General features: G+C 60.7%; 17 protein-coding genes. 12 read left to right on the plus strand and 5 right to left on the minus strand.

The features are described 5' to 3' along the window. Nucleotides 1-70: 70 nt before the first annotated feature. Nucleotides 71-1150: a porin gene (locus PQR27_RS03090; protein WP_408525389.1), complete on the plus strand. Its 1080-nt coding sequence runs from the start codon at nt 71-73 to the stop codon at nt 1148-1150. Between the two features lie 495 nt (nt 1151-1645). Next, a complete protein-coding gene (locus PQR27_RS03095; RefSeq protein WP_408522256.1) occupies nt 1646-4432 on the plus strand; it encodes a winged helix-turn-helix domain-containing protein in 2787 nt (928 codons plus the stop codon). Between the two features lie 306 nt (nt 4433-4738). Here PQR27_RS03095 and PQR27_RS03100 read toward each other — a convergent pair whose 3' ends face one another. The 3 genes from PQR27_RS03100 to PQR27_RS03110 form a co-directional block, all read right to left on the minus strand. Continuing rightward, nucleotides 4739-5143: a DUF2471 domain-containing protein gene (locus tag PQR27_RS03100; RefSeq protein WP_408522257.1), complete on the minus strand. Its 405-nt coding sequence runs from the start codon at nt 5141-5143 to the stop codon at nt 4739-4741. Nucleotides 5144-5181: 38 nt separating this feature from the next. Further along, nucleotides 5182-5463, minus strand: a complete 282-nt coding sequence (locus tag PQR27_RS03105; RefSeq protein WP_408522258.1) for a CppA family protein — start codon at nt 5461-5463, stop codon at nt 5182-5184. Between the two features lie 490 nt (nt 5464-5953). After that, nucleotides 5954-7045 carry an alpha/beta hydrolase family protein gene (locus tag PQR27_RS03110; protein WP_408522259.1) on the minus strand — a complete coding sequence of 364 codons (1092 nt, stop codon included), beginning with the start codon at nt 7043-7045 and terminating at the stop codon, nt 5954-5956. Nucleotides 7046-7491: 446 nt separating this feature from the next. Between PQR27_RS03110 and groES the strand changes: the two genes are divergently transcribed. After that, on the plus strand, nt 7492-7782 hold the full coding sequence (gene groES / locus PQR27_RS03115; RefSeq protein ID WP_007178996.1) for a co-chaperone GroES: 291 nt from the start codon (nt 7492-7494) through the stop codon (nt 7780-7782). Nucleotides 7783-7834: 52 nt separating this feature from the next. Beyond that, on the plus strand, nt 7835-9475 hold the full coding sequence (gene groL, locus PQR27_RS03120) for a chaperonin GroEL (RefSeq protein ID WP_408522260.1): 1641 nt from the start codon (nt 7835-7837) through the stop codon (nt 9473-9475). A 176-nt stretch (nt 9476-9651) separates the two neighbouring features. Here groL and PQR27_RS03125 read toward each other — a convergent pair whose 3' ends face one another. After that, nucleotides 9652-10515: a hydroxymethylpyrimidine/phosphomethylpyrimidine kinase gene (locus PQR27_RS03125; protein ID WP_408522261.1), complete on the minus strand. Its 864-nt coding sequence runs from the start codon at nt 10513-10515 to the stop codon at nt 9652-9654. Between the two features lie 279 nt (nt 10516-10794). Between PQR27_RS03125 and PQR27_RS03130 the strand changes: the two genes are divergently transcribed. From PQR27_RS03130 to PQR27_RS03165, 8 genes are all read left to right on the plus strand, one after another. Then, nucleotides 10795-10965 carry a rubredoxin gene (locus tag PQR27_RS03130; RefSeq protein WP_006047743.1) on the plus strand — a complete coding sequence of 57 codons (171 nt, stop codon included), beginning with the start codon at nt 10795-10797 and terminating at the stop codon, nt 10963-10965. 255 nt (nt 10966-11220) lie between these two features. After that, nucleotides 11221-12630, plus strand: a complete 1410-nt coding sequence (locus tag PQR27_RS03135; protein ID WP_408522262.1) for a hypothetical protein — start codon at nt 11221-11223, stop codon at nt 12628-12630. 219 nt (nt 12631-12849) lie between these two features. Then, a complete protein-coding gene (locus tag PQR27_RS03140; RefSeq protein WP_408522263.1) occupies nt 12850-13428 on the plus strand; it encodes a YqgE/AlgH family protein in 579 nt (192 codons plus the stop codon). Nucleotides 13429-13438: 10 nt separating this feature from the next. Beyond that, a complete protein-coding gene (gene ruvX, locus PQR27_RS03145; protein WP_408522264.1) occupies nt 13439-13879 on the plus strand; it encodes a Holliday junction resolvase RuvX in 441 nt (146 codons plus the stop codon). Next, nucleotides 13866-14408, plus strand: coding sequence for a bifunctional pyr operon transcriptional regulator/uracil phosphoribosyltransferase PyrR (pyrR, locus tag PQR27_RS03150; RefSeq protein ID WP_408522265.1), 543 nt, complete (start codon nt 13866-13868; stop codon nt 14406-14408). The genes ruvX and pyrR overlap by 14 nt, the downstream gene beginning before the upstream one ends. A gap of 143 nt (nt 14409-14551) precedes the next feature. Further along, nucleotides 14552-15577 carry an aspartate carbamoyltransferase catalytic subunit gene (locus PQR27_RS03155; protein ID WP_408522266.1) on the plus strand — a complete coding sequence of 342 codons (1026 nt, stop codon included), beginning with the start codon at nt 14552-14554 and terminating at the stop codon, nt 15575-15577. 98 nt (nt 15578-15675) lie between these two features. Next, nucleotides 15676-16956, plus strand: a complete 1281-nt coding sequence (locus PQR27_RS03160; protein ID WP_408522267.1) for a dihydroorotase — start codon at nt 15676-15678, stop codon at nt 16954-16956. A 37-nt stretch (nt 16957-16993) separates the two neighbouring features. Then, nucleotides 16994-17839: a lysophospholipid acyltransferase family protein gene (locus PQR27_RS03165; protein WP_408522268.1), complete on the plus strand. Its 846-nt coding sequence runs from the start codon at nt 16994-16996 to the stop codon at nt 17837-17839. Here the strand turns inward: PQR27_RS03165 and PQR27_RS03170 are convergent. Continuing rightward, entirely contained in the window at nt 17836-18714 is an 879-nt protein-coding gene (locus PQR27_RS03170; protein ID WP_408522269.1) for a symmetrical bis(5'-nucleosyl)-tetraphosphatase, read from the minus strand. The two genes, PQR27_RS03165 and PQR27_RS03170, sit on opposite strands and share 4 nt — an antisense overlap. Nucleotides 18715-18893 lie beyond the last annotated feature (179 nt).

Here is an 18893-nt window from a genome sequence, read left to right on the forward strand (position 1 = left end):
AAGCGTTTTGAAGCAGATGTCATAAGCAAAATAAACGTTCGGATAACTAAATCAGGAGACGTTAATGAAGATGGCGGAAGGCTGTAAATTCAAGTCATTTTTGGGTGCAACATTGCTTTTGTCATGCGTTTCGGTGCAGGCGCAGAGCAATGTCACACTCTACGGGGTCGTCGACGGCGGACTCATCTACACCAGCAAGACGCTCAACACAGTGACCGGACAGAATGGCGGCCGAACATTTGCGATGAACGACAGTGGCATCACGTCTTCACGATTCGGTCTCAAAGGTACCGAAGACCTTGGCGGCGGTCTGAAAGTGAACTTCAATCTCGAAAGCGGTATCGATATCGCCAACGGCGGCTACTCGGATTCAAACGGAAACTTTTTCGGTCGGCAAGCCTGGCTTGCGCTAGATGGAAGGTTTGGGACGGTCACGGCGGGTTTGCAATACTCACCGTTCTTTATTGCATTAATCGAGTCGGACCCGCGCTTCTTTACGCAGTTCGGAAGTGGCCTTGTGAATCTTATCGGCAGCGTCGGCGGAACCTCTGCGTTCACTTCGAATGCGGTCTCCTATACCAGTCCTGGCATCGCCGGATTTGTGGGCGAAGTGCTGGTCGCGTTGGGTGGCGCCGCCGGTAATTTTCAGGCGGGTCGACAGTATTCCGCGAGCCTGACATACCAAGGTGCTGCTTTGATGGTGAACGCTTCCATTTTTGACGGAAACAGTGGCGGCACGGTTCAGACGCCGATTCCGACTACCGTGGCCTTCGAAGGTCGAACGTTTGGTGCGGCGTACAATTTTGGCCCCGTGACCGCGCGGGCATCGTTCACCAACTATAAGGTGGCCGGGTCGTTCAATAGTAATGTTTTCGGAGCGGGGCTCGATAGCTACGTGCTGCCGGTGCTCGATATCAACGGCGGCGTCTGGGTGACGAGCGACCGCAACCATACGGCCAATCATTCGCTAATGATTGCCCTCGGTACCCAGTATTTCCTGTCGAAAGCGACCTCGCTCTATGCGCAAGTTGGCGTGGTGAACAACCACGGTGCGATGAACACGGGTCTATCTGTTGCTCCCTTCAGTGCTTTGCACGGAGTCAGCGGCACAACAACCGGGGTAGGCGCAGGGATAGAACACATGTTCTAAACGGGCCGCCCGGGCCTGTCAGACTGTCTTCGCCTTCACGCCGCGGAGCAGTCGTTTGGTGTATCCGTGTCGATGCCTTAACGGAATAGCGTCTATGCCCCCAATCCGCCGATTCCCGGAAAGGAAATGGATACAATTCATCCCATGAGCGGAAAATAAGGCGGCGCCCAGTGTATCCGAGCTGCGTGGATGCCAGCACATCGGGCATCAGAAGCCGGATGGTGCAGGGTCGAAATTGGCTTGGCGGCCCAACGTGAGGCGATGAGCGCCATGTCGCTTATAGCTTGAGTTGATCATCAGGATGCAGGAGGCTCGCGCCTTTATTGTTGTCTTGCTACTGACGTCAGATTGTCCGTTATAGCTCCTAGGCGCAGCGCGACAGTCGACGAGACCGTCTTTTCAGATGGGCCGGCCAACTAAGGACACGGATATGCACCTGGCAGATCAATTGAGTGGGTTCCATCCCCAGTCTGGCGAAAGATTTTCTGGCGTGCAATGCTGAGCGCGCAAGGCGAGCGGCCGCTAGAGACGGTAAATACGAAACTTCGTCCTCCGCGACAGCGGCGGGAACTCCTTAAGCGCGAGCGCCTTTCCGCAGACATCGAAGCGAATGCAGGGCGGCGGCTCGTCCTTGTCTCCGCGCCTGCTGGATATGGAAAGACCAGTGTACTTGTCCAGCTCTTTTGGGCCTTGAGCGTCCAGAAACATCACGTTGGCTGGCTGAGCGTCGACGCGCAAGACAATGATATTGTCAGATTCGTTTCGCATCTGGTGGAGGCGATGCGCCGGACGGGGGTGATGGTTTCAAATCACACACTAGGCCTGCTTACTTCTGAAGTCGGCGCAGGTGTGCCCCCCTTTGCAAGTCTGCGAACGGCATTGCTTAACGAATTCTCGTTCCTCGACGCCGATCTTTTTCTCTTCTTCGATGATTTTCACGTCATAAAAGATCCGGGAATCCTCGATCTTATTAGTGAGCTGTTGCTTGCCCCAATCGAGCACCTGCACTTCGTCATGTCAGCGAGAGAGCAGCTCGCCTTGCCAGTCGCACGGTTAAGGGCACTTGGCGAGATTCGGGAGTTCGACGCGGCGATGCTGAAATTCTCCAGCGACGAAGCCATAGCCTTCATGGGCGCGAGGATTGGTTTCCCGCTGACGAGGATCCAGATGGAACACCTGTGGACAAAAACTGAAGGATGGATTGCCAGCCTTCAGATGGTCACGATTGCCATGCAGGGTCTGTCCGATGCTGAGGCGTTCCTGATACAGTTTTCCGGGGCGGACCGAAGCATTGCGGATTTCCTTGTTGAAGAGGTATTAAATCGTCAAACCGAAGAGGTTCAGCGATTTCTGCTTGCGACTTCTATTCTTGATCGTTTTAACTCCGATTTGTGCAATGCCGTGCTGGAGCGTCGTGACAGTAGCTCGTTAATAGACAAGATAGAGGACTCGAATCTGTTTGTCTTTTCGCTTGATCGCGAACGCAATTGGTATCGATACCACGGTCTATTCGCAGACCTTCTACGCAAACGGCTAGTTGACCGCTTTCCCGACGAAGCCGCAATCTACAATCGACGCGCTTGTAATTGGCTTGCCGATAACGGGTATATAGCGGACGCAATCGGGCACGCCTTTGCTGCGTCAGAACTTGCGCGGGCGGGCGCCTTGATTGACAAAATCAGTCCGCTTCTTCTGGCGAACGGTCAGACGACCACGCTTCGCCGTTTCGCGGAACGGCTACCTGATGAACTGGCCAAAGGCTTGCCGCGACTTCAGCTTGAGCTTGCGTGGGAGAACACGATTCTTTGGCGCTTCGATGAAGCACGCCGCACACTGAAGGAAGTCCGCAATAGACTGGCCAATAAAGTGTCAGGATCGCAGATCTACCACGGAGAGGACCTTATCGGCGAAGAGGCAGAGCTTTTTCGAATGAAACTGGCGCATCGAGAATTTATGCTTGATGTGTTTACGGACAATGTCGAGCATTCACTTCCAGCGGCGAAATTATGGATTGCTGAATTTGGCAACCGTGACCAGTTCATGGCGAGTTCGGTAGGCGGGATCTTGATGATGCTCAATAGGGAAACCTACCAATGCGAACATACGCAGGCACATGCGCAGGAACTGCGAAACCAGTTTATCGAGGCGAATGCTATCTACGGAACTGTGTTTCTGGACACCGTGGTTGGAAGCATTCATTTTGCGAGAGGCGAACTCCAACTGGCGGAGCAAGCCTATCTACAGTCACGTGCCGACGCTATGCGGATTCAAAGCGAAAGTTCGACACTCGCGGCAATGCCGTCAGCGCAACTCGCGCAGTTGCTTTATGAGAAAAACAACCTCGGCGAAGCGCGTCGGCTAGTCGAAAACCTCAACGGGCATCCGTCTAATTTCAGGTTCGTCGATTCGGTAATCGCCGGATACATTACAGCAACGCGGCTGGCTCGAGCCGATGACACGACAGACAAGGCGCACCAAACGCTCGACGCCGCAACTCGAATCGCAGATCGATATACTTTGCCGCGATTGCATGCCCATGTCCTGGCAGAACGTGTGTCACTATTAATTTCTGGCGGACTATGTCGGGACGCCGAGCGATTGATACAGGATCCTCGCTATAAGGGTGCGGCTGCGGCCATGTCGTTTTCCGGGCATGTCGATACGGCAAAGGAATGCTTCGCCATAGCGACGGCTCGAATCGCTTCCGAACGAGGCGAGACGGGTCATGCGCAAAAAATGCTCCGCCGCTGGTTGAATTGGACACGCGATCGACAATGTCTCCGATCGAGCATACGTCTCGCCGTTCTACTCGCGTGTCTACTCTATCGTAGCGGCGACAAACTGGCCGCACGACGTACGATGATCGACGCGCTCCGGTGGGGCGCGTCAGGTGGCTTTACGCGAAGCTTTCTTGATGAAGGGCCCACGGTTGTCGCTATTCTGGAGGGGCTCGCAGACTTGCCCACAGAAGGCGAGGTATTTTCGCACGCATACCTTAAACATCTCTTGTCCGCATGCGGGCGGAAGATCGACGAGAAAAAAACGGCGCCAGGCATTCAGGTTCAACAGCGCGAAGCAGAGGACGCGAGAGGCTTATCTGAAAGGGAGATCGAAATTCTGCGATTGACTGCTGCAAATCTTGTGACATCGGAGATTGCGGCAGCGCTGGGCTTGGCCGAAAGCACTGTCAAGTGGTATTGGAAGCGTATCTTTGAGAAGCTTGGTGTGCACCGGCGGTCCCTGGCAGTACGCGTCGCCCGGATGCATGGCCTGATAGCGTAGGCGATCTTCCTCAGCGGCGCTCAGCCGCGTGGACAGACCGATCTTGCGACGAACGCCGCAATGTGCAACATAGAGACACAAAAGCAGCTGCTCGAGAGGAACCTCAAAAACGTCCTGCGCTAAAGGTCTCTGGCGGTTGCGAGGCGTATTGCCTCACTCTTTGCGGTTGGCCTCTCGCCGGCGTCTTTTTTACCCTCGCGCAGCGAGCGGCGGCTTCCCAGCGGTCCACTGCGAGCTTGCGTGCGGGCGCGCCAGGGATTTCCCTGACACCCTCAACAGCGTTGCGACTCAGCCGATACCGGCGCATCAGTCCTGAGTGGCAACATCGGTAGCGTCGGCCTGTACCAGTGCGCGCACGAGCAGGTACACGGCTGGCAAGTTGTCGTCGTCACGTCGCCAGTCGACGGGTTCGTCGAGTTCCATCCCGGATAAACGACTGTCCTCAAACCGGACAAACGTCGAGCGTACTGTCTCGTTGTGCCGCGCCCGAAAGCCGCGATTCTCAAAGACCTGTTCGTCGATTGTCAGCAGCGTACGCCAGGTCGGTAATCGCGCGCCATTTGAGTAACGATGACGACCATTGTCGAGGTAACGACCTGCGACCGTGGCAATGATCTGCTGGAGATCGAGCGACGCGCTGCGGAGTGCGCGTTCGAGGGCGAGAGGATTGATATCGTGGGCATCCATATCAAGAGCAGAGTCGTTATCCATACTTTTATCTTCCGGAAGATTCGCGGCAACTCTCGACATCAAGGTTGATGCTTCGACAACGCCTGGTTTCGGTGTGCCAACAACTGTCGGATCTGGGCAAGATAGTTGTCGCCGACAGTGCAGTCGTCAGCAGGTCGGCCATGTTGATGAGGCATTGGTGGACGTACGCCGAGATAGCGACACACTGCGGACAGGTACGGTTTGCCGTTGCCTCCGAGATGTCGCGCAGCAGCAGCCACGCGCACGTCTCCGACATGCTTGCGCAACCACGCAAGCGTTTCGCGGTCACCGTCGTTCAAGATGCGGATGAGTTGGTTCATGACCGATCCTGTATATAAAAACAGTACTGTAAATTTATACAGTATTTTGCCAGGATGCAAGTCAATTCGCAGGATGTTCGACTCGGCGGAAAGGAAGATGGCGATCAAAATCGATGCGCGGTTGGTCTTAGAGCACGCAGAGGCTGCTGACGCACTTCTGCCCGGTCACAAGACGCGAGATGAGCGTCTATCAAGGTCCGGGCCGCATAACGTCAGGAGCGCAACTAGTGGCGGTGGTATGGCATCGGCAACTTTGAAGGGACAGTTACGATCCCTCTGGGAGCACGCAACCAACTCGGACTTACCGTCGCGGACCGAATCGACTTCGTCCCGAACGATGAAACCGGGCGTTATGTGAGCACTCCTGCCAACTGGCCAGACGCATAAGGCAGTGGGCGGCCATGAAGGGACGTTCGGCTGTGGTTCTCGAACGGCGACGGTCAACGACCTCGCGACTCGCGTTGGCGGCTCACGCAAGAGGGAAAGTTTCCTATGGCAGCGTTGCCCGGAAAAACTGCACCACATCCGCGTTGAATTGCTCATGAAACGCCGCACGGTTGAAGCTCGGCAGGCTGTTGCAGATTTCCGGCCGCAGCCGGGAAAGACGCGCATCGCAGGGTGGCAGGAAGTCGTAGTGACCTGCGTTGGCAACCACGTGATAGCCGGGCGCGCGGGGCAAGTCATCGCGCACTGCCTCGTCATAGTAGGGATGCGGCTGATGACGATCGTCGGCTGCGCTCCAGAGCTGGACCGGGGCGCGCACGCCGCTTAGCCCTGCGCGGCCGAACGTAAAGCCGAACGAAGGCGCAGCGATGACGACGGCCTTGATGCGCGGATCGGAGACCCAGTCGACGTCGGGAACATTCGCGCCGAGACGGAGGTCGACGCCTGCATGCTGCAGGGTCTCACACAGATCATGATCCGGGTGGGCTTCACAAAACGGGGCAATTTTCGAAAGATCCGGGATACTGCCTGCGGCCACGAGCACGGTGAAGCCGCCATTGGAAAAGCCAAATGCGCCGACGCGTGCCGCATCCAGACGCTCGTGCCCACGCCACTTGTCGAGCATGTAGTCAACCAGCCGGTGAAGCTGGGCGGGACGGCGCCAGAGCTGCAAGACTCCGCTCTGATCATCGAAGGTGTCGCCGGCATGACTGACCGCTGCCGTGACGAAACCCGCATGAGCCAGGGCGAGAGCCGTGTCGTAATGGCCGCCGTACCAGCCTGCGCCGCCGTGCGACATCACCACCAGTGGCAGGTGATTGCCTGCGAGCGGAGCGTCCGGCGCCACAGTTTGAGTGAAATTGCCCAAGGAGTGCGGTGTCGCCGGTGCGTTTGTCGGATACCAGATGCCGGCCGTTAGCGGCGGCTCAGCACCATTCGCTATCTTGACCTCCTCAAAGCCGACATCGGCGGCGAGAACAGGCGCGGCAGCCAAGGCAAAAAAAGCGGTGATGATGGCCATCAATCTCACAGTGGTCTCCTTTCTTGCCGTCGCTCTAACTGAAAGGTATGGAGTCAGTGTTGTGAAACGGACCGTATTGGTGGCCAGGCTTCTCGATGGACTCGAAGCGCCGCTCATCGAGCAGTCATTTTTAGCCTGCGCAGCGAGCGGCCACTTTCCAGGGGGCCACTGCGAGCTTGCATGCGAGCGTGCCAGGGATTTCCCTGGCACGCTCAATAGCGTCGCGGCGCGGCCTCAGCAGTTGTGTAGACGGCCGGGTCGATCCCTCAATGAGAGCGGTGCGGTGGGAATTCTAGGTGCCAGCAAATCATTGTTTTGATTGCGAATTTCATGTTTCGCGGCGCCGGATCCTGGGCGCTGAGCCAAAACCTAAGCGAGCAAAGTTCAAAGTTACGCGAATCCCGACATGAATCTCGACAGCAGCGACATCCCTTCTTGAATTTGTCACCACCCGTCCATATAATTAGCACTCGCTGCACGAGAGTGCTAACAAACATCGCCGGTTGGCTCAGTCAACCGGGTTTTCTCAGCGTTCTTCAGTCTCAATCAAGAGAGGAGTATGTATGAACCTTCGTCCTTTGCATGATCGCGTGATCGTCAAACGTCTGGATCAAGAAACCAAGACCGCGTCGGGCATCGTGATCCCCGAAGCCGCAGCAGAAAAGCCGGATCAAGGCGAAATTCTGGCAGTCGGCCCGGGCAAGCGCGACGACAAGGGTGCACAAATCGCACTCGACGTGAAGGTGGGTGATCGCGTCCTGTTCGGCAAATACGCAGGCCAGACCGTCAAGGTCGACGGCAACGAACTGCTCGTGATGCGCGAAGAAGACATCATGGCCGTGGTGCAGAAGTAAGCGCCAGTCGCTACTTACCCGGTTATATCCCAAGAATTCAAGGAGTTGGAAGATGGCAGCTAAAGACGTCGTATTCGGTGATTCAGCCCGTGCCAAGATGGTTGAAGGCGTGAACATCCTCGCGAACGCTGTGAAGGTCACGCTGGGCCCGAAGGGTCGCAACGTTGTCCTGGAACGCAGCTTCGGCGGCCCGACGGTCACGAAGGATGGTGTTTCGGTCGCGAAAGAGATCGAACTGAAAGACAAGCTCCAGAACATGGGCGCACAAATGGTCAAGGAAGTCGCTTCCAAGACCAGCGACAACGCAGGTGACGGCACCACGACCGCAACGGTTCTGGCGCAATCGATCGTCCGCGAAGGCATGAAGTACGTCGCATCGGGCATGAACCCGATGGACCTGAAGCGCGGTATCGACAAGGCTGTGTTCGCAGCGATCGAAGAACTGCGCAAGATCAGCAAGCCGTGCACGACCAACAAGGAAATCGCTCAAGTCGGTTCGATCTCGGCGAACAGCGATTCGTCGATCGGCGACCGTATCGCTGAAGCGATGGACAAGGTTGGCAAGGAAGGCGTCATCACCGTTGAAGACGGCAAGTCGCTGCAAGACGAGCTGGACGTTGTCGAAGGTATGCAATTCGACCGCGGCTACCTGTCGCCGTACTTCATCAACAACCCGGACAAGCAAGTTGCCGTGCTCGAAAACCCGTTCGTGCTGCTGCACGACAAGAAGGTTTCGAACATCCGTGATCTGCTGCCGGTACTGGAACAAGTCGCCAAGGCTGGCCGACCGCTCCTGATCATCGCAGAAGACGTCGAAGGCGAAGCACTGGCAACGCTGGTGGTGAACAACATCCGCGGCATCCTGAAGACGGTTGCTGTCAAGGCTCCGGGCTTCGGCGATCGTCGTAAGGCCATGCTGGAAGACATCGCGATCCTGACCGGTGGTCAAGTCATCGCTGAAGAAACCGGCCTGACGCTCGAAAAGGCAACGCTGGCTGAACTGGGCCAGGCGAAGCGTATCGAAGTGGGCAAGGAAAACACCACGATCATCGACGGCGCTGGCGAAGCTGCAAACATCGAAGCACGTGTGAAGCAAGTTCGCACGCAAATCGAAGAAGCAACGTCGGACTACGATCGTGAAAAGCTGCAAGAGCGCGTGGCCAAGCTGGCCGGCGGTGTTGCAGTGATCAAGGTCGGTGCTGCGACCGAAGTCGAAATGAAGGAAAAAAAGGCACGTGTCGAAGACGCACTGCACGCAACGCGCGCAGCTGTGGAAGAAGGCATCGTGGCTGGTGGCGGCGTCGCGCTGATCCGCGCACGCACGGCTATCGCTGGCCTGAAGGGCGCTAACGCCGATCAGGACGCAGGTATCAAGATCGTGCTGCGCGCGATGGAAGAGCCGCTGCGTCAGATCGTCACGAACGGTGGCGAAGAAGCCAGCGTCGTGGTGGCAGCTGTTGCTGCTGGCAAGGGCAACTACGGCTACAACGCAGCAACCGGCGAGTACGTCGACCTGGTTGACGCAGGTGTCGTGGACCCGACGAAGGTGACGCGCACGGCGCTGCAAAACGCAGCTTCGGTCGCTGGCCTGCTGTTGACCACCGACGCAGCTGTGTGCGAACTGCCGAAGGAAGATGCACCGATGGGCGGTGGTATGCCCGGCGGCATGGGCGGCATGGGCATGGACATGTAATTTCGATTGGGCCTCTCCTGTTAGAGGCTCGGCTCGAAACATATGGGGGAGCGCGCTGCGAGGCGTGCTTCCCAAAAGAAAAAACCCGCAGAAATGCGGGTTTTTTTATGGGCGTCCGGTTTTCGCGTGCTTCCCGAGCGCCGGCCGCCGATGCGGCAGACGCCCCGGTGCCAGTCTCAATGCCGCGCTTCTCCTGGCGTCGCATCCTTGCCGGCTGCGGGCGGCGTTTCATCGTCGTCACTGCTGCGCGCCCAGAAGAACCGATCCGGCATATAGGCGCCCATTCCTGGGCGAAATGCGCTGCGCACGGCCTGATACAGATACTCCTGCGCCTCGCGGACGGCTTCGGCCGGTTCCTGGCCGTTGGCCAGCAAAGCGGCAATGGCCGAGCCTAGCGTATCGGTCATGCCCATGATCCGATGGCTGCCGCGGTCCCACGTGTCCTGGCGCAACTGGCCATCTTCGCTGTACAGCGTGTTGACGAGCCGGTGCGTGCCGGTTTCCGTCGACAGAATGTATTCGCAGCCTTGCGACAGCAGATGCGAAATCGCCGCGTCGAGGCTCGGTGCTTCGGCGTCGCCGTCCGGCTGGGCGAGGGCGAGCAAGGTAGCGGAATCGGCGACCAGCAAGGTGGTTTGCGGCGCGAGCAGGTCGGCGATCGCTTCGCGCAGCTCGTCGGCGGCGAGCACATGTTCGTCGTCGAGCGTGAAGTCGGGGGCGAGAATCAGCGGGATGTCGTCGTAATCGGCAACCACCTCGGCAATCGCGCTCACGACTTCCGCGCGCGTGCACGCGCCTACCTTGAAGGCGGCGATCGGCATGTCTTCGAGCAGCATGCGCGCCTGGGTGGCGACCACTTCAGGGTCGAGCCCGGTGACTTCGTCACAACTGGCCGAGTCGCGCACCGTATAACCGGTGAGCACGGAAACGCCATGGCAACCCATGCTGGCAAGCGTCAATAGGTCGGCTTGCAGGCCGGAACCGCCAGTGGGATCGGAAAGCCCGAAGGTGAGGACGATCGGAGGCGTGTCGCTGGGCATGAAGATTTACGAAAAGGAGCTAAATTTAGGCGCAGAGAGTGCGCAATCGGCTCAATTATGCGGCCTAAACCGTCGTGAAGGCGTTTTTTCGCATCATTGGACAAGCCGCGGCCGGCAGGCAACGGCGTGGCGTCGCGATGTCGGGCCGCTCCAGCCAGCCGGCATAGCCCAAAGGCCGTCGCACGCTGCGATTGCGCGTTTCTGATTGCTAGGCATTGGGGCGGCAACACGGTACCATCATGGCTCCCGTTTCAACGGACTCTACGACGCGACACAAGAATGGAATATCAAAGCTGGATGTGCCTGATTTGCGGCTGGATTTACGACGAAGAAGCCGGTTTGCCGGACGAAGGCATTGCGCCGGGCACGCGCTGGGAGGACGTTCCAATTAACTGGACGTGCCCGGAGTGCGGGGCGCGCAAAGAAGACTTCGAGATGGTCCAGATCTGAGGTTCGAGGGGCAGCCGGCGGTTGCCGGCGGAGGCGCGTGCCGTGCGCGCGGCGCACGATTCAGCGCCAGGGCGTGTGCCGGACCGATCGCATTCGGTGCGCGCAAGTGCCCGTCCCACGTGTCGACGCGGAACGTCCTCGATTGTGCCGTGTCGCAACGGTAGTCTGTCATAGTCCTGTCGCCGGTTCGCGCGTCAGCAGATCTGCTGGCATGGCGCGCAGTGCGACGGCCCGTCAGCTTCCTGTCGCCAGCCCATGAACCTTCGATCCGCCGCACCCGATTCCTTCGACGCCTTGCCGAATCCACGCGGTGGCGCTGTCCGTCCCGCGGAACTGGCACTGGCCGAGGCGCTATTAGCGTTCGAACAACATACCGAGAGCGCTTCGGCGTTGCTGCGTGCGTCGCACGCCTTGCGTGAAGCTGGCTGGCTCGGTGCACAGCGTTTCGCCGACGCGCTGGTCCGGCTATCGCCGCTGGCAGCGGGCGATCCGCCCGACGTGGACGGCGCCCGGCCCGTGTTCGGCGCCGCGTTGCGCGACTTTCGCGCCGCGCTCGAACGCCACAATCTGCGCGAGCTGTCCTGTTCGCCCACGCTCTTCAATCACTACCGCGCCGTGTGTACCCATCTGTCGCAGCACACGCCCGGTTCCACCGTTGCTTTCGAAGATCTCGCGCTGGCTGCGCGGCCGGTGCCGCCAGCATCGCTGCACGCCCAGTCCGCCGATCAGCTGGCTCATGTGCGAGCGCGTTTCGAGCGTGCGCTGCTGCCGGTGCTGCGCGCGCAGCCCGATCTCAGCGGAGTCGCACTGGCCGCCACGAATGCAGCGCTCGACGAACTGGATACCTGTCTCACCGAACTTGCTGGCCCCGATCCGTACGATTTCTGGCGGCTCGCCAAAGCCTGCGCCAAGGCGTTGCGCGTGAGCGGCCGCGCCCATGGGGATGCCGACGCGCGCCGCTTCTACGCGCGCTGCAACCTGACGCTGGCCGATCATGCGCGCGGCATCGAGCGGGCGCCGCGCTCGCTGGTGCGCGCGGCACTGGCGCTGCTGTGGCGCGATTACGCGCTATTCGGCGCCGCGGCGGAAGACGCCGATCAGGTTGAAGTACTGCACGACTACGGTCTGACGGTCGATTGGCACGTGGCGGGCACCCAGGCGTCGGAAATGCTCTGGGAGGCGGGCGCCGCGCAGGCCCAGGCGATTACCGCCACGCGTGTCTCGCTGACGCGCGAGCTCGGCGTGTTGACTGTCAACGCGCACGCGTATGAGGATTTCCTGCAGACGGCGGATGCATCGATCGCCGCTTTGGCCGAGCATGCGCGTGCCGCCGATCAGCCCGAGAAGGCGGATCCGAGCGAAGCGTTGCAAGCCGGCGACGCCGCCTACCGGCTCGGCTCCGCCGCGTGCGCGCTGGGCCTCGGCCACGTGGCGTTGGTGGCCGACGCGTTGGGTCTGGCGTGGCGGCGCCGCGCGCATGCCGGCGTTTCGACGCCCGCGGTGCGTTCGCACGTGATTGTCGGCGCGCCGGCCGCGAGGACGCTCGAGCAGACCGCCGAGGCTTTGCGGGCGATGCTGCACAAGGTGGCTGCCGGCGTGACGCCGCCCGCCGGCAGCGCCGCGCAGGCCGCCTTGACGCGCGCAATCGAGGAGGGCGGCGCCTGAGCGGCCCCGCCTGAACGGCACCGCCACGCCGGCCCAACCGGTGGCATGCCGCGTGCGTGTCGTAAAACAGCGCTAAGCTGCAGCGTGGACAAGGTCAGCGTGCGTGATAGAGTGCAACTTGATTGGCCGTCGATGGCTCGCGGCACACGTCATGGCACACATCGCGGTTCCACGCTTAAAGCCCCGCCATCCTGCATCGTCTTTGCTAAAATCCGAACTATGTCCAAGAGTACTGATCGCATCAATCTGACCAACCAGTTCCTGATTGCCATGCCGAGCATGGCCGATCCCACGTTTTCAGGAACGGTGGTCTACCTTTGCGATCACAGTGAGCGCGGCGCGCTCGGCCTCGTGATCAACCGGCCGACCGACATCGATCTGCAGGCGCTCTTCAGTCGCATCGACCTCAAACTCGAGATCGAACCCCTTCTTCATGTGCCCGTCTATTTCGGCGGTCCGGTGCAAACCGAGCGCGGCTTTGTGCTGCACGATCCGAAAGACGGCAATGCGTACACGTCGTCGATGTCGGTACCGGGCGGGCTGGAAATGACCACTTCGAAAGACGTGCTCGAAGCCGTCGCGAGCGGCACCGGCCCGGAACGTTTCCTGCTCACGCTCGGTCACGCCGGCTGGGGCGCGGGTCAGCTCGAAGAAGAGATTTCGAAGAACGGCTGGCTCACGGTTGAAGCCGACCCGAAAATCGTCTTCGACGTGCCCGCCGAAGAGCGTCTCGAAGCGGCCCTCGCGCTGCTTGGCATCTCACTGTCGATGCTGTCGGGCGAAGCGGGTCACGCATGAAAGGTGGTGTATGAGCCTGCCTGCCGGACGTGAGGCGACGCTGCTTGCGTTCGACTACGGTGAAAAACGCATTGGCGTGGCGGTGGGCAATTCGCTCACGCGCAGCGCGCGGCCGCTCGTGATCGTGCAAAACCGCAGCCGGGAGTATCGATTCGAGACGCTCGGCAAGCTGATCACGGAGTGGAAGCCGGCCATGCTGGTGGTCGGTTTGCCGATGCACCCCGACGGCACGCCGCACGAAATGACCCAACTCGCGAAGCGCTTTGGCAATCAGCTGAATGGCCGCTTCAATCTGCCCGTTACATGGATCGACGAGCGCTATTCGTCGGTTGAGGCGAAGGCGGAGATCCGCGCCGGCAACGGCCGCGCCGACATGCTCGATGCAGAAGCCGCCAGCATCATCCTCCAGCAATATCTAGACGGACTTTCCGACGATCATGAGTTCCATTGACGCCGAAGCACTCTATCGCGCTTTGCTCGAACAGATTCTCGCGGTGTACGGCGACCAACTCGGTGGTGGACAAGGCGCCGGAGAAGGCGCCGTGCTGGCCGGCATCCACAGCGGTGGCGCGTGGCTCGCCGAGCGCCTTGCGCGCGACCTGAACCTGTCGAGTTTCGGCGTGGTGAACGTCGCGCTGCATCGCGACGACTACGCGAAAAAGGGCCTGCACGCGCAGGCGAGCCCGACCTCGCTGCCGTTTTCCGTGGACAACCGCCGTATCGTGCTGGTGGACGACGTGCTGTACACCGGCCGCACGATCCGCGCGGCGTTGAACGAGTTGTACGACTACGGCCGTCCGGCATTGGTCGATCTGGCCGTGCTGGCCGATCGCGGTGGGCGCGAACTGCCGGTGGCGGCGCGGTTTGTGGGCGGCGTGGTCCAGGTACCCGCCGATTCGACGCTCGTGCTGGCCCGCGAAGCGAGCGACGAGAACGGAAGCCCGCGTTTTACTTTTCACACTGAAGCCCGCGCCGATTGAGCGTGGCGTTACTCATCAACCTCAGCATCGGCACCAGACCAAACGGATCGGGCGCGGCGGCATTGCGCGCTGCCACTGATCCGTCACACGCAGTCCGCATCGACACCGATCACGTTGAAGCCCGTATTTGAAGCAGGTACACCATGAACACCGCCACCCAGGTTCCCAAGGATTCAGCCGATAGCGCCACCGAGCGCTTCCGTTATGGCTTCCTGAAGGGCAATCCGCAGCTCACGAAAAACGGTGAGCTCAAACATCTGTTGTCGATCGAAGGCTTGCCGAAGGCGATCGTCAATCACATTCTCGATACCGCCGACCAGTTTGTCAGCGTGACCGATCGCGAAGTGAAGAAGGTGCCGCTGTTGCGTGGCAAGTCGGTGTTCAACCTGTTCTTCGAGAACTCCACGCGCACCCGTACCACCTTCGAAATTGCCGCCACGCGTCTATCGGCGGACGTGCTGAACCTGAACATCAATGCTTCGTCGACCAGCAAGGGCGAGTCGCTGCTCGATACGATCAACAACCTGTCGGCGATGCATGCCGATATGTTCGTGGTGCGCCATGCGTCGAGCGGCGCGCCGTATCTGATCGCGCAGCATTGCGCGCCGCATGTGCACGTGATCAACGCCGGCGACGGCCGTCATGCACACCCTACCCAGGGTCTGCTCGACATGTACACGATCCGTCACTACAAGAAGGATTTCACCAATCTGCGCGTGGCGATCGTCGGCGACATTCTGCATTCGCGGGTCGCGCGTTCGGATATTCACGCGCTGACCACGCTCGGCGTGCCGGAAGTGCGCGCGATCGGTCCGCGCACGCTGTTGCCGGGCGGTCTTGAACAGATGGGCGTGCGGGTATTTCACAACCTTGACGAAGGCCTGAAAGACGTCGACGTGATCATCATGCTGCGTTTGCAGAACGAGCGGATGAGCGGAGCGTTGCTGCCGTCGGCGCAGGAGTACTTCAAGAGCTGGGGTTTGACGCCGGAGCGCCTGGCGCTCGCCAAGCCGGATGCGATTGTGATGCACCCGGGCCCGATGAACCGTGGCGTCGAAATCGATTCGCAGGTGGCGGATGGTCCGCAATCCGTGATCCTGAATCAGGTGACGTTCGGCATCGCCGTGCGCATGGCGGTGATGGGTATCGTCGCCGGCAATCACGACTGACCTTGCCGCGGCCGTCGAATGCAATGACGGCACGCATGACGGCACGCATGACAACACGCGATTAGCAACGCAGAACTTAGCTGAATAGAAGGCAGCGCATGAAGATTCATATTCAAGGCGGCACGCTGATCGATCCGGCAGCGGGCACCGAACAGCAGCAGGACATTTTTATCGCGGCAGGCCAGATCGTCGCGATCGGCAACGCGCCCGCCGATTTCAGCGCGACGAAGACTATCGACGCGACAGGGTTGCATATCGCGCCGGGTCTGGTCGACCTGTCCGCGCGTTTGCGCGAACCAGGCTATGAACACAAGGCCACGCTCGAATCCGAAATGGCCGCGGCGCTCGCGGGCGGCGTGACGAGCCTCGTGTGTCCGCCGGATACCGATCCGACGCTCGACGAACCGGGCCTCGTCGAAATGCTCAAATTCCGCGCGCGCAATCTGAATCAGGCGCACGTGTATCCGCTTGGCGCGTTGACCGTGGGCCTCAAAGGCCAGGTCATCACCGAAATGGTCGAGCTGACGGAAGCGGGCTGCATCGGCTTTTCGCAGGCCGATGTGCCGGTGGTCGACACGCAGGTGCTGATGCGCGCTTTGCAATACGCGAAGACCTACGGCTATACCGTTTGGCTGCGTCCGGTGGATGCGTATCTCGGCAAGGGCGGCGTGGCCGCGAGCGGCGCGCTGGCGTCGCGGCTTGGGCTGTCCGGCGTGCCGGCGTCGGCTGAGACCATCGCGCTGCACACGATTTTCGAACTGGTCCGCGTGACGGGTGCGCGAGTGCACCTGTCGCATGTGTCGTCGGCGGCGGGTATCGCGTTGATGCGCGCGGCCAAGGCCGAAGGCTTGCCGGTATCGTGCGACGTCACCGTGAACCATGTGCATCTGATCGACCTCGATATCGGCTACTTCGACGCGCAGTTCCGGCTCGATCCGCCGCTGCGCCAGCAGCGCGATCGTGAAGCGATCCGCGCGGGTCTGGTCGACGGCACGATCGACGCGATCTGCTCCGACCACACGCCGGTCGATGATGACGAAAAGCTGTTGCCGTTCGCTGAAGCCACACCGGGCGCCACGGGCCTCGAACTGTTTCTGTCACTGACGGTGAAATGGGCCGACGAAGCGGGCGTGCCGCTCGCGAAGGCGCTCAACCGCATCACCGCGGCGCCGGCCGATGTACTGAAGCTCGACGCGGCTGGACGCATTGGCGTGGGCAGCGTGGCGGACCTCTGCATATTCGATCGCAACGCGCATTGGCGCGTCGAGCCGCGCGCGTTGAAGAGTCAGGGGCACAACACGCCGTTCCTTGGCTACGAGCTGCCGGCGCGCGTGCGGGCGACCATCGTGTCCGGTCAACTCGCGTTCGAGCAGCGCTAACATCCGCGCCATTGCCCAGTTACGGAAAGCTCCGACCATGAAGCTCGCGTTACGCAAGGCCCGCCTTATCGCGCATCTGTTGCACGGCATGTGGATTGTCGCGACGCGCTTTCCGAAAGCCGGCCCTGACGGCCGCCGCACGCTCAATCGCGCGTGGTCGGTGAAAATGCTGCGACTGTGCGGCATGCAGCTCGTCGTGCATAACGACAGCGCACGGCTCGACCGTGGCACGCTGGTGGTCGCCAATCACATTTCGTGGATCGACATCTACGTGATCAATGCGTGGCGGCCCACGCCGTTCGTTTCGAAGGCAGAGATCCGGCAGTGGCCGGTGGTCGGCTGGCTCGCGCAGCAACTGGACACGGTGTTCATCCAGCGCGAGAAGCGCAGCGACGCGAAGCGGATCATGCACGAACTATCCGACCGCCTGAGCGCGGGCGAGCTGATGTGCGTTTTCCCGGAGGGCACCACATCCAACGGACTGGCGCTGCTGCCGTTTCACGCGAATATGTTCCAGGCGGCCGTGTCGGCGGGTGCGCCAGTGCAGCCGCTGTGCCTCATGTATGAAGACGCGCAGGGCCGGCAGTCCACCGCCCCGGCCTATATCGACGACCTGACGCTGGCCGATTCGCTCAATCTGTTGCTACGGGGTGGCCCGCTGACCGCGCATGTGTATGTCGGCGCGCCGCTTGCGCCGGGCGCGGATCGCCGCACGTTGGCGGCGCAAGCCGAAGAGGTGATCGCGGCAGCGTTGCACGACATGCAGGCCGGCAAGGCGCGAGCCGGTGCGGTGCTTGCCGCGCAAGCGCCAGCGCCAGCGGCGGTGCCTGGCGCCGCCGCGACGCTGATCGACCGCGTCGATCAGACAGGACGTTCGGCTTAGTTACCGCCGCCTGGCGCCCGGCACGCCTCGCAATCCACCTGGGTCAGCGTGCGCTGCGCCGGATCAGCTGCCAGACGCACGGCAGACAGTTTCTCGCCCCACACGCAGCCGGAGTCGAGGCCAATCAGGTTATCGCGCAAGGTCAAGCCGAGCGCGGCCCAATGGCCGAACACCACGGTGACGTTCGCGGTCTTGCGCGACGACACGTCAAACCACGGCATGAAGCCCGGCGGCGCGGAACTCAGACCGCCGCTGGTGCTGAAATCCATGGTGCCTTCCTGATTGCAGAAACGGACGCGGGTCAAGGCGCTGCAGGTCACACGCAGCCGCTCGATGCCTTTGAGGCCGGGCTTCCAGCGATTCGGCTCGTTGCCGTACAGGCCGGCAAGTGTCTCCTTCCAGCTCGGTGCGCGCAGCGCCCGCTGCAGTTCGTCCGCAAGCTCCAGCGTCAGCGTGACGTCCCATTGCGGCAACACGCCCGCATGCACCATCAGCATGTCGTTTTCAAAATGCGCGAGCGGGCGGTGACGGACCCATTCGAGCAGGTCCTCGGCGTCCGGGGCGGCGAGAATGTCGTCGATCGTGTCGCCTTTCTTCGATTTGCGGATTCCCGCCGACACCGACAGCAGATGCAGATCGTGGTTGCCCAGCACCGGCACCGCGCGTTCGCCGAGCGCGATGATATCGCGTAGCGTGGCGAGCGATTCCGAGCCGCGGTTAATCAGGTCACCCGCGAACCACAGCGGCGTGTCGGCCGCCGGCGCGGCTTTGACCAGCAACTGCTGGAACGACGTGCGGCAGCCTTGCAGGTCGCCGAAGGCAAGCGGCAGCGGGTGTGACTGCGGGAGGAGAGTGGAAGCGGTGGAGGCTGTCATCGGGAGTGGGTGCAAATCGGGACACACACGCGGAACACGGGCGAGACGCGCCGCGTTCGGCGGTGCAACATGCTAGCGTGACATAATAGCTGGTTTGACACATTGATATCGTGCCATGCGCTGACTGGAAGCAGTCGGGGGCCGCGCTGAGAGGGGCCCGCGCGATATTGCAATACAAC

It is taken from the genome of Paraburkholderia fungorum (assembly GCF_046027215.1).
GTDB lineage: Bacteria > Pseudomonadota > Gammaproteobacteria > Burkholderiales > Burkholderiaceae > Paraburkholderia > Paraburkholderia fungorum_D.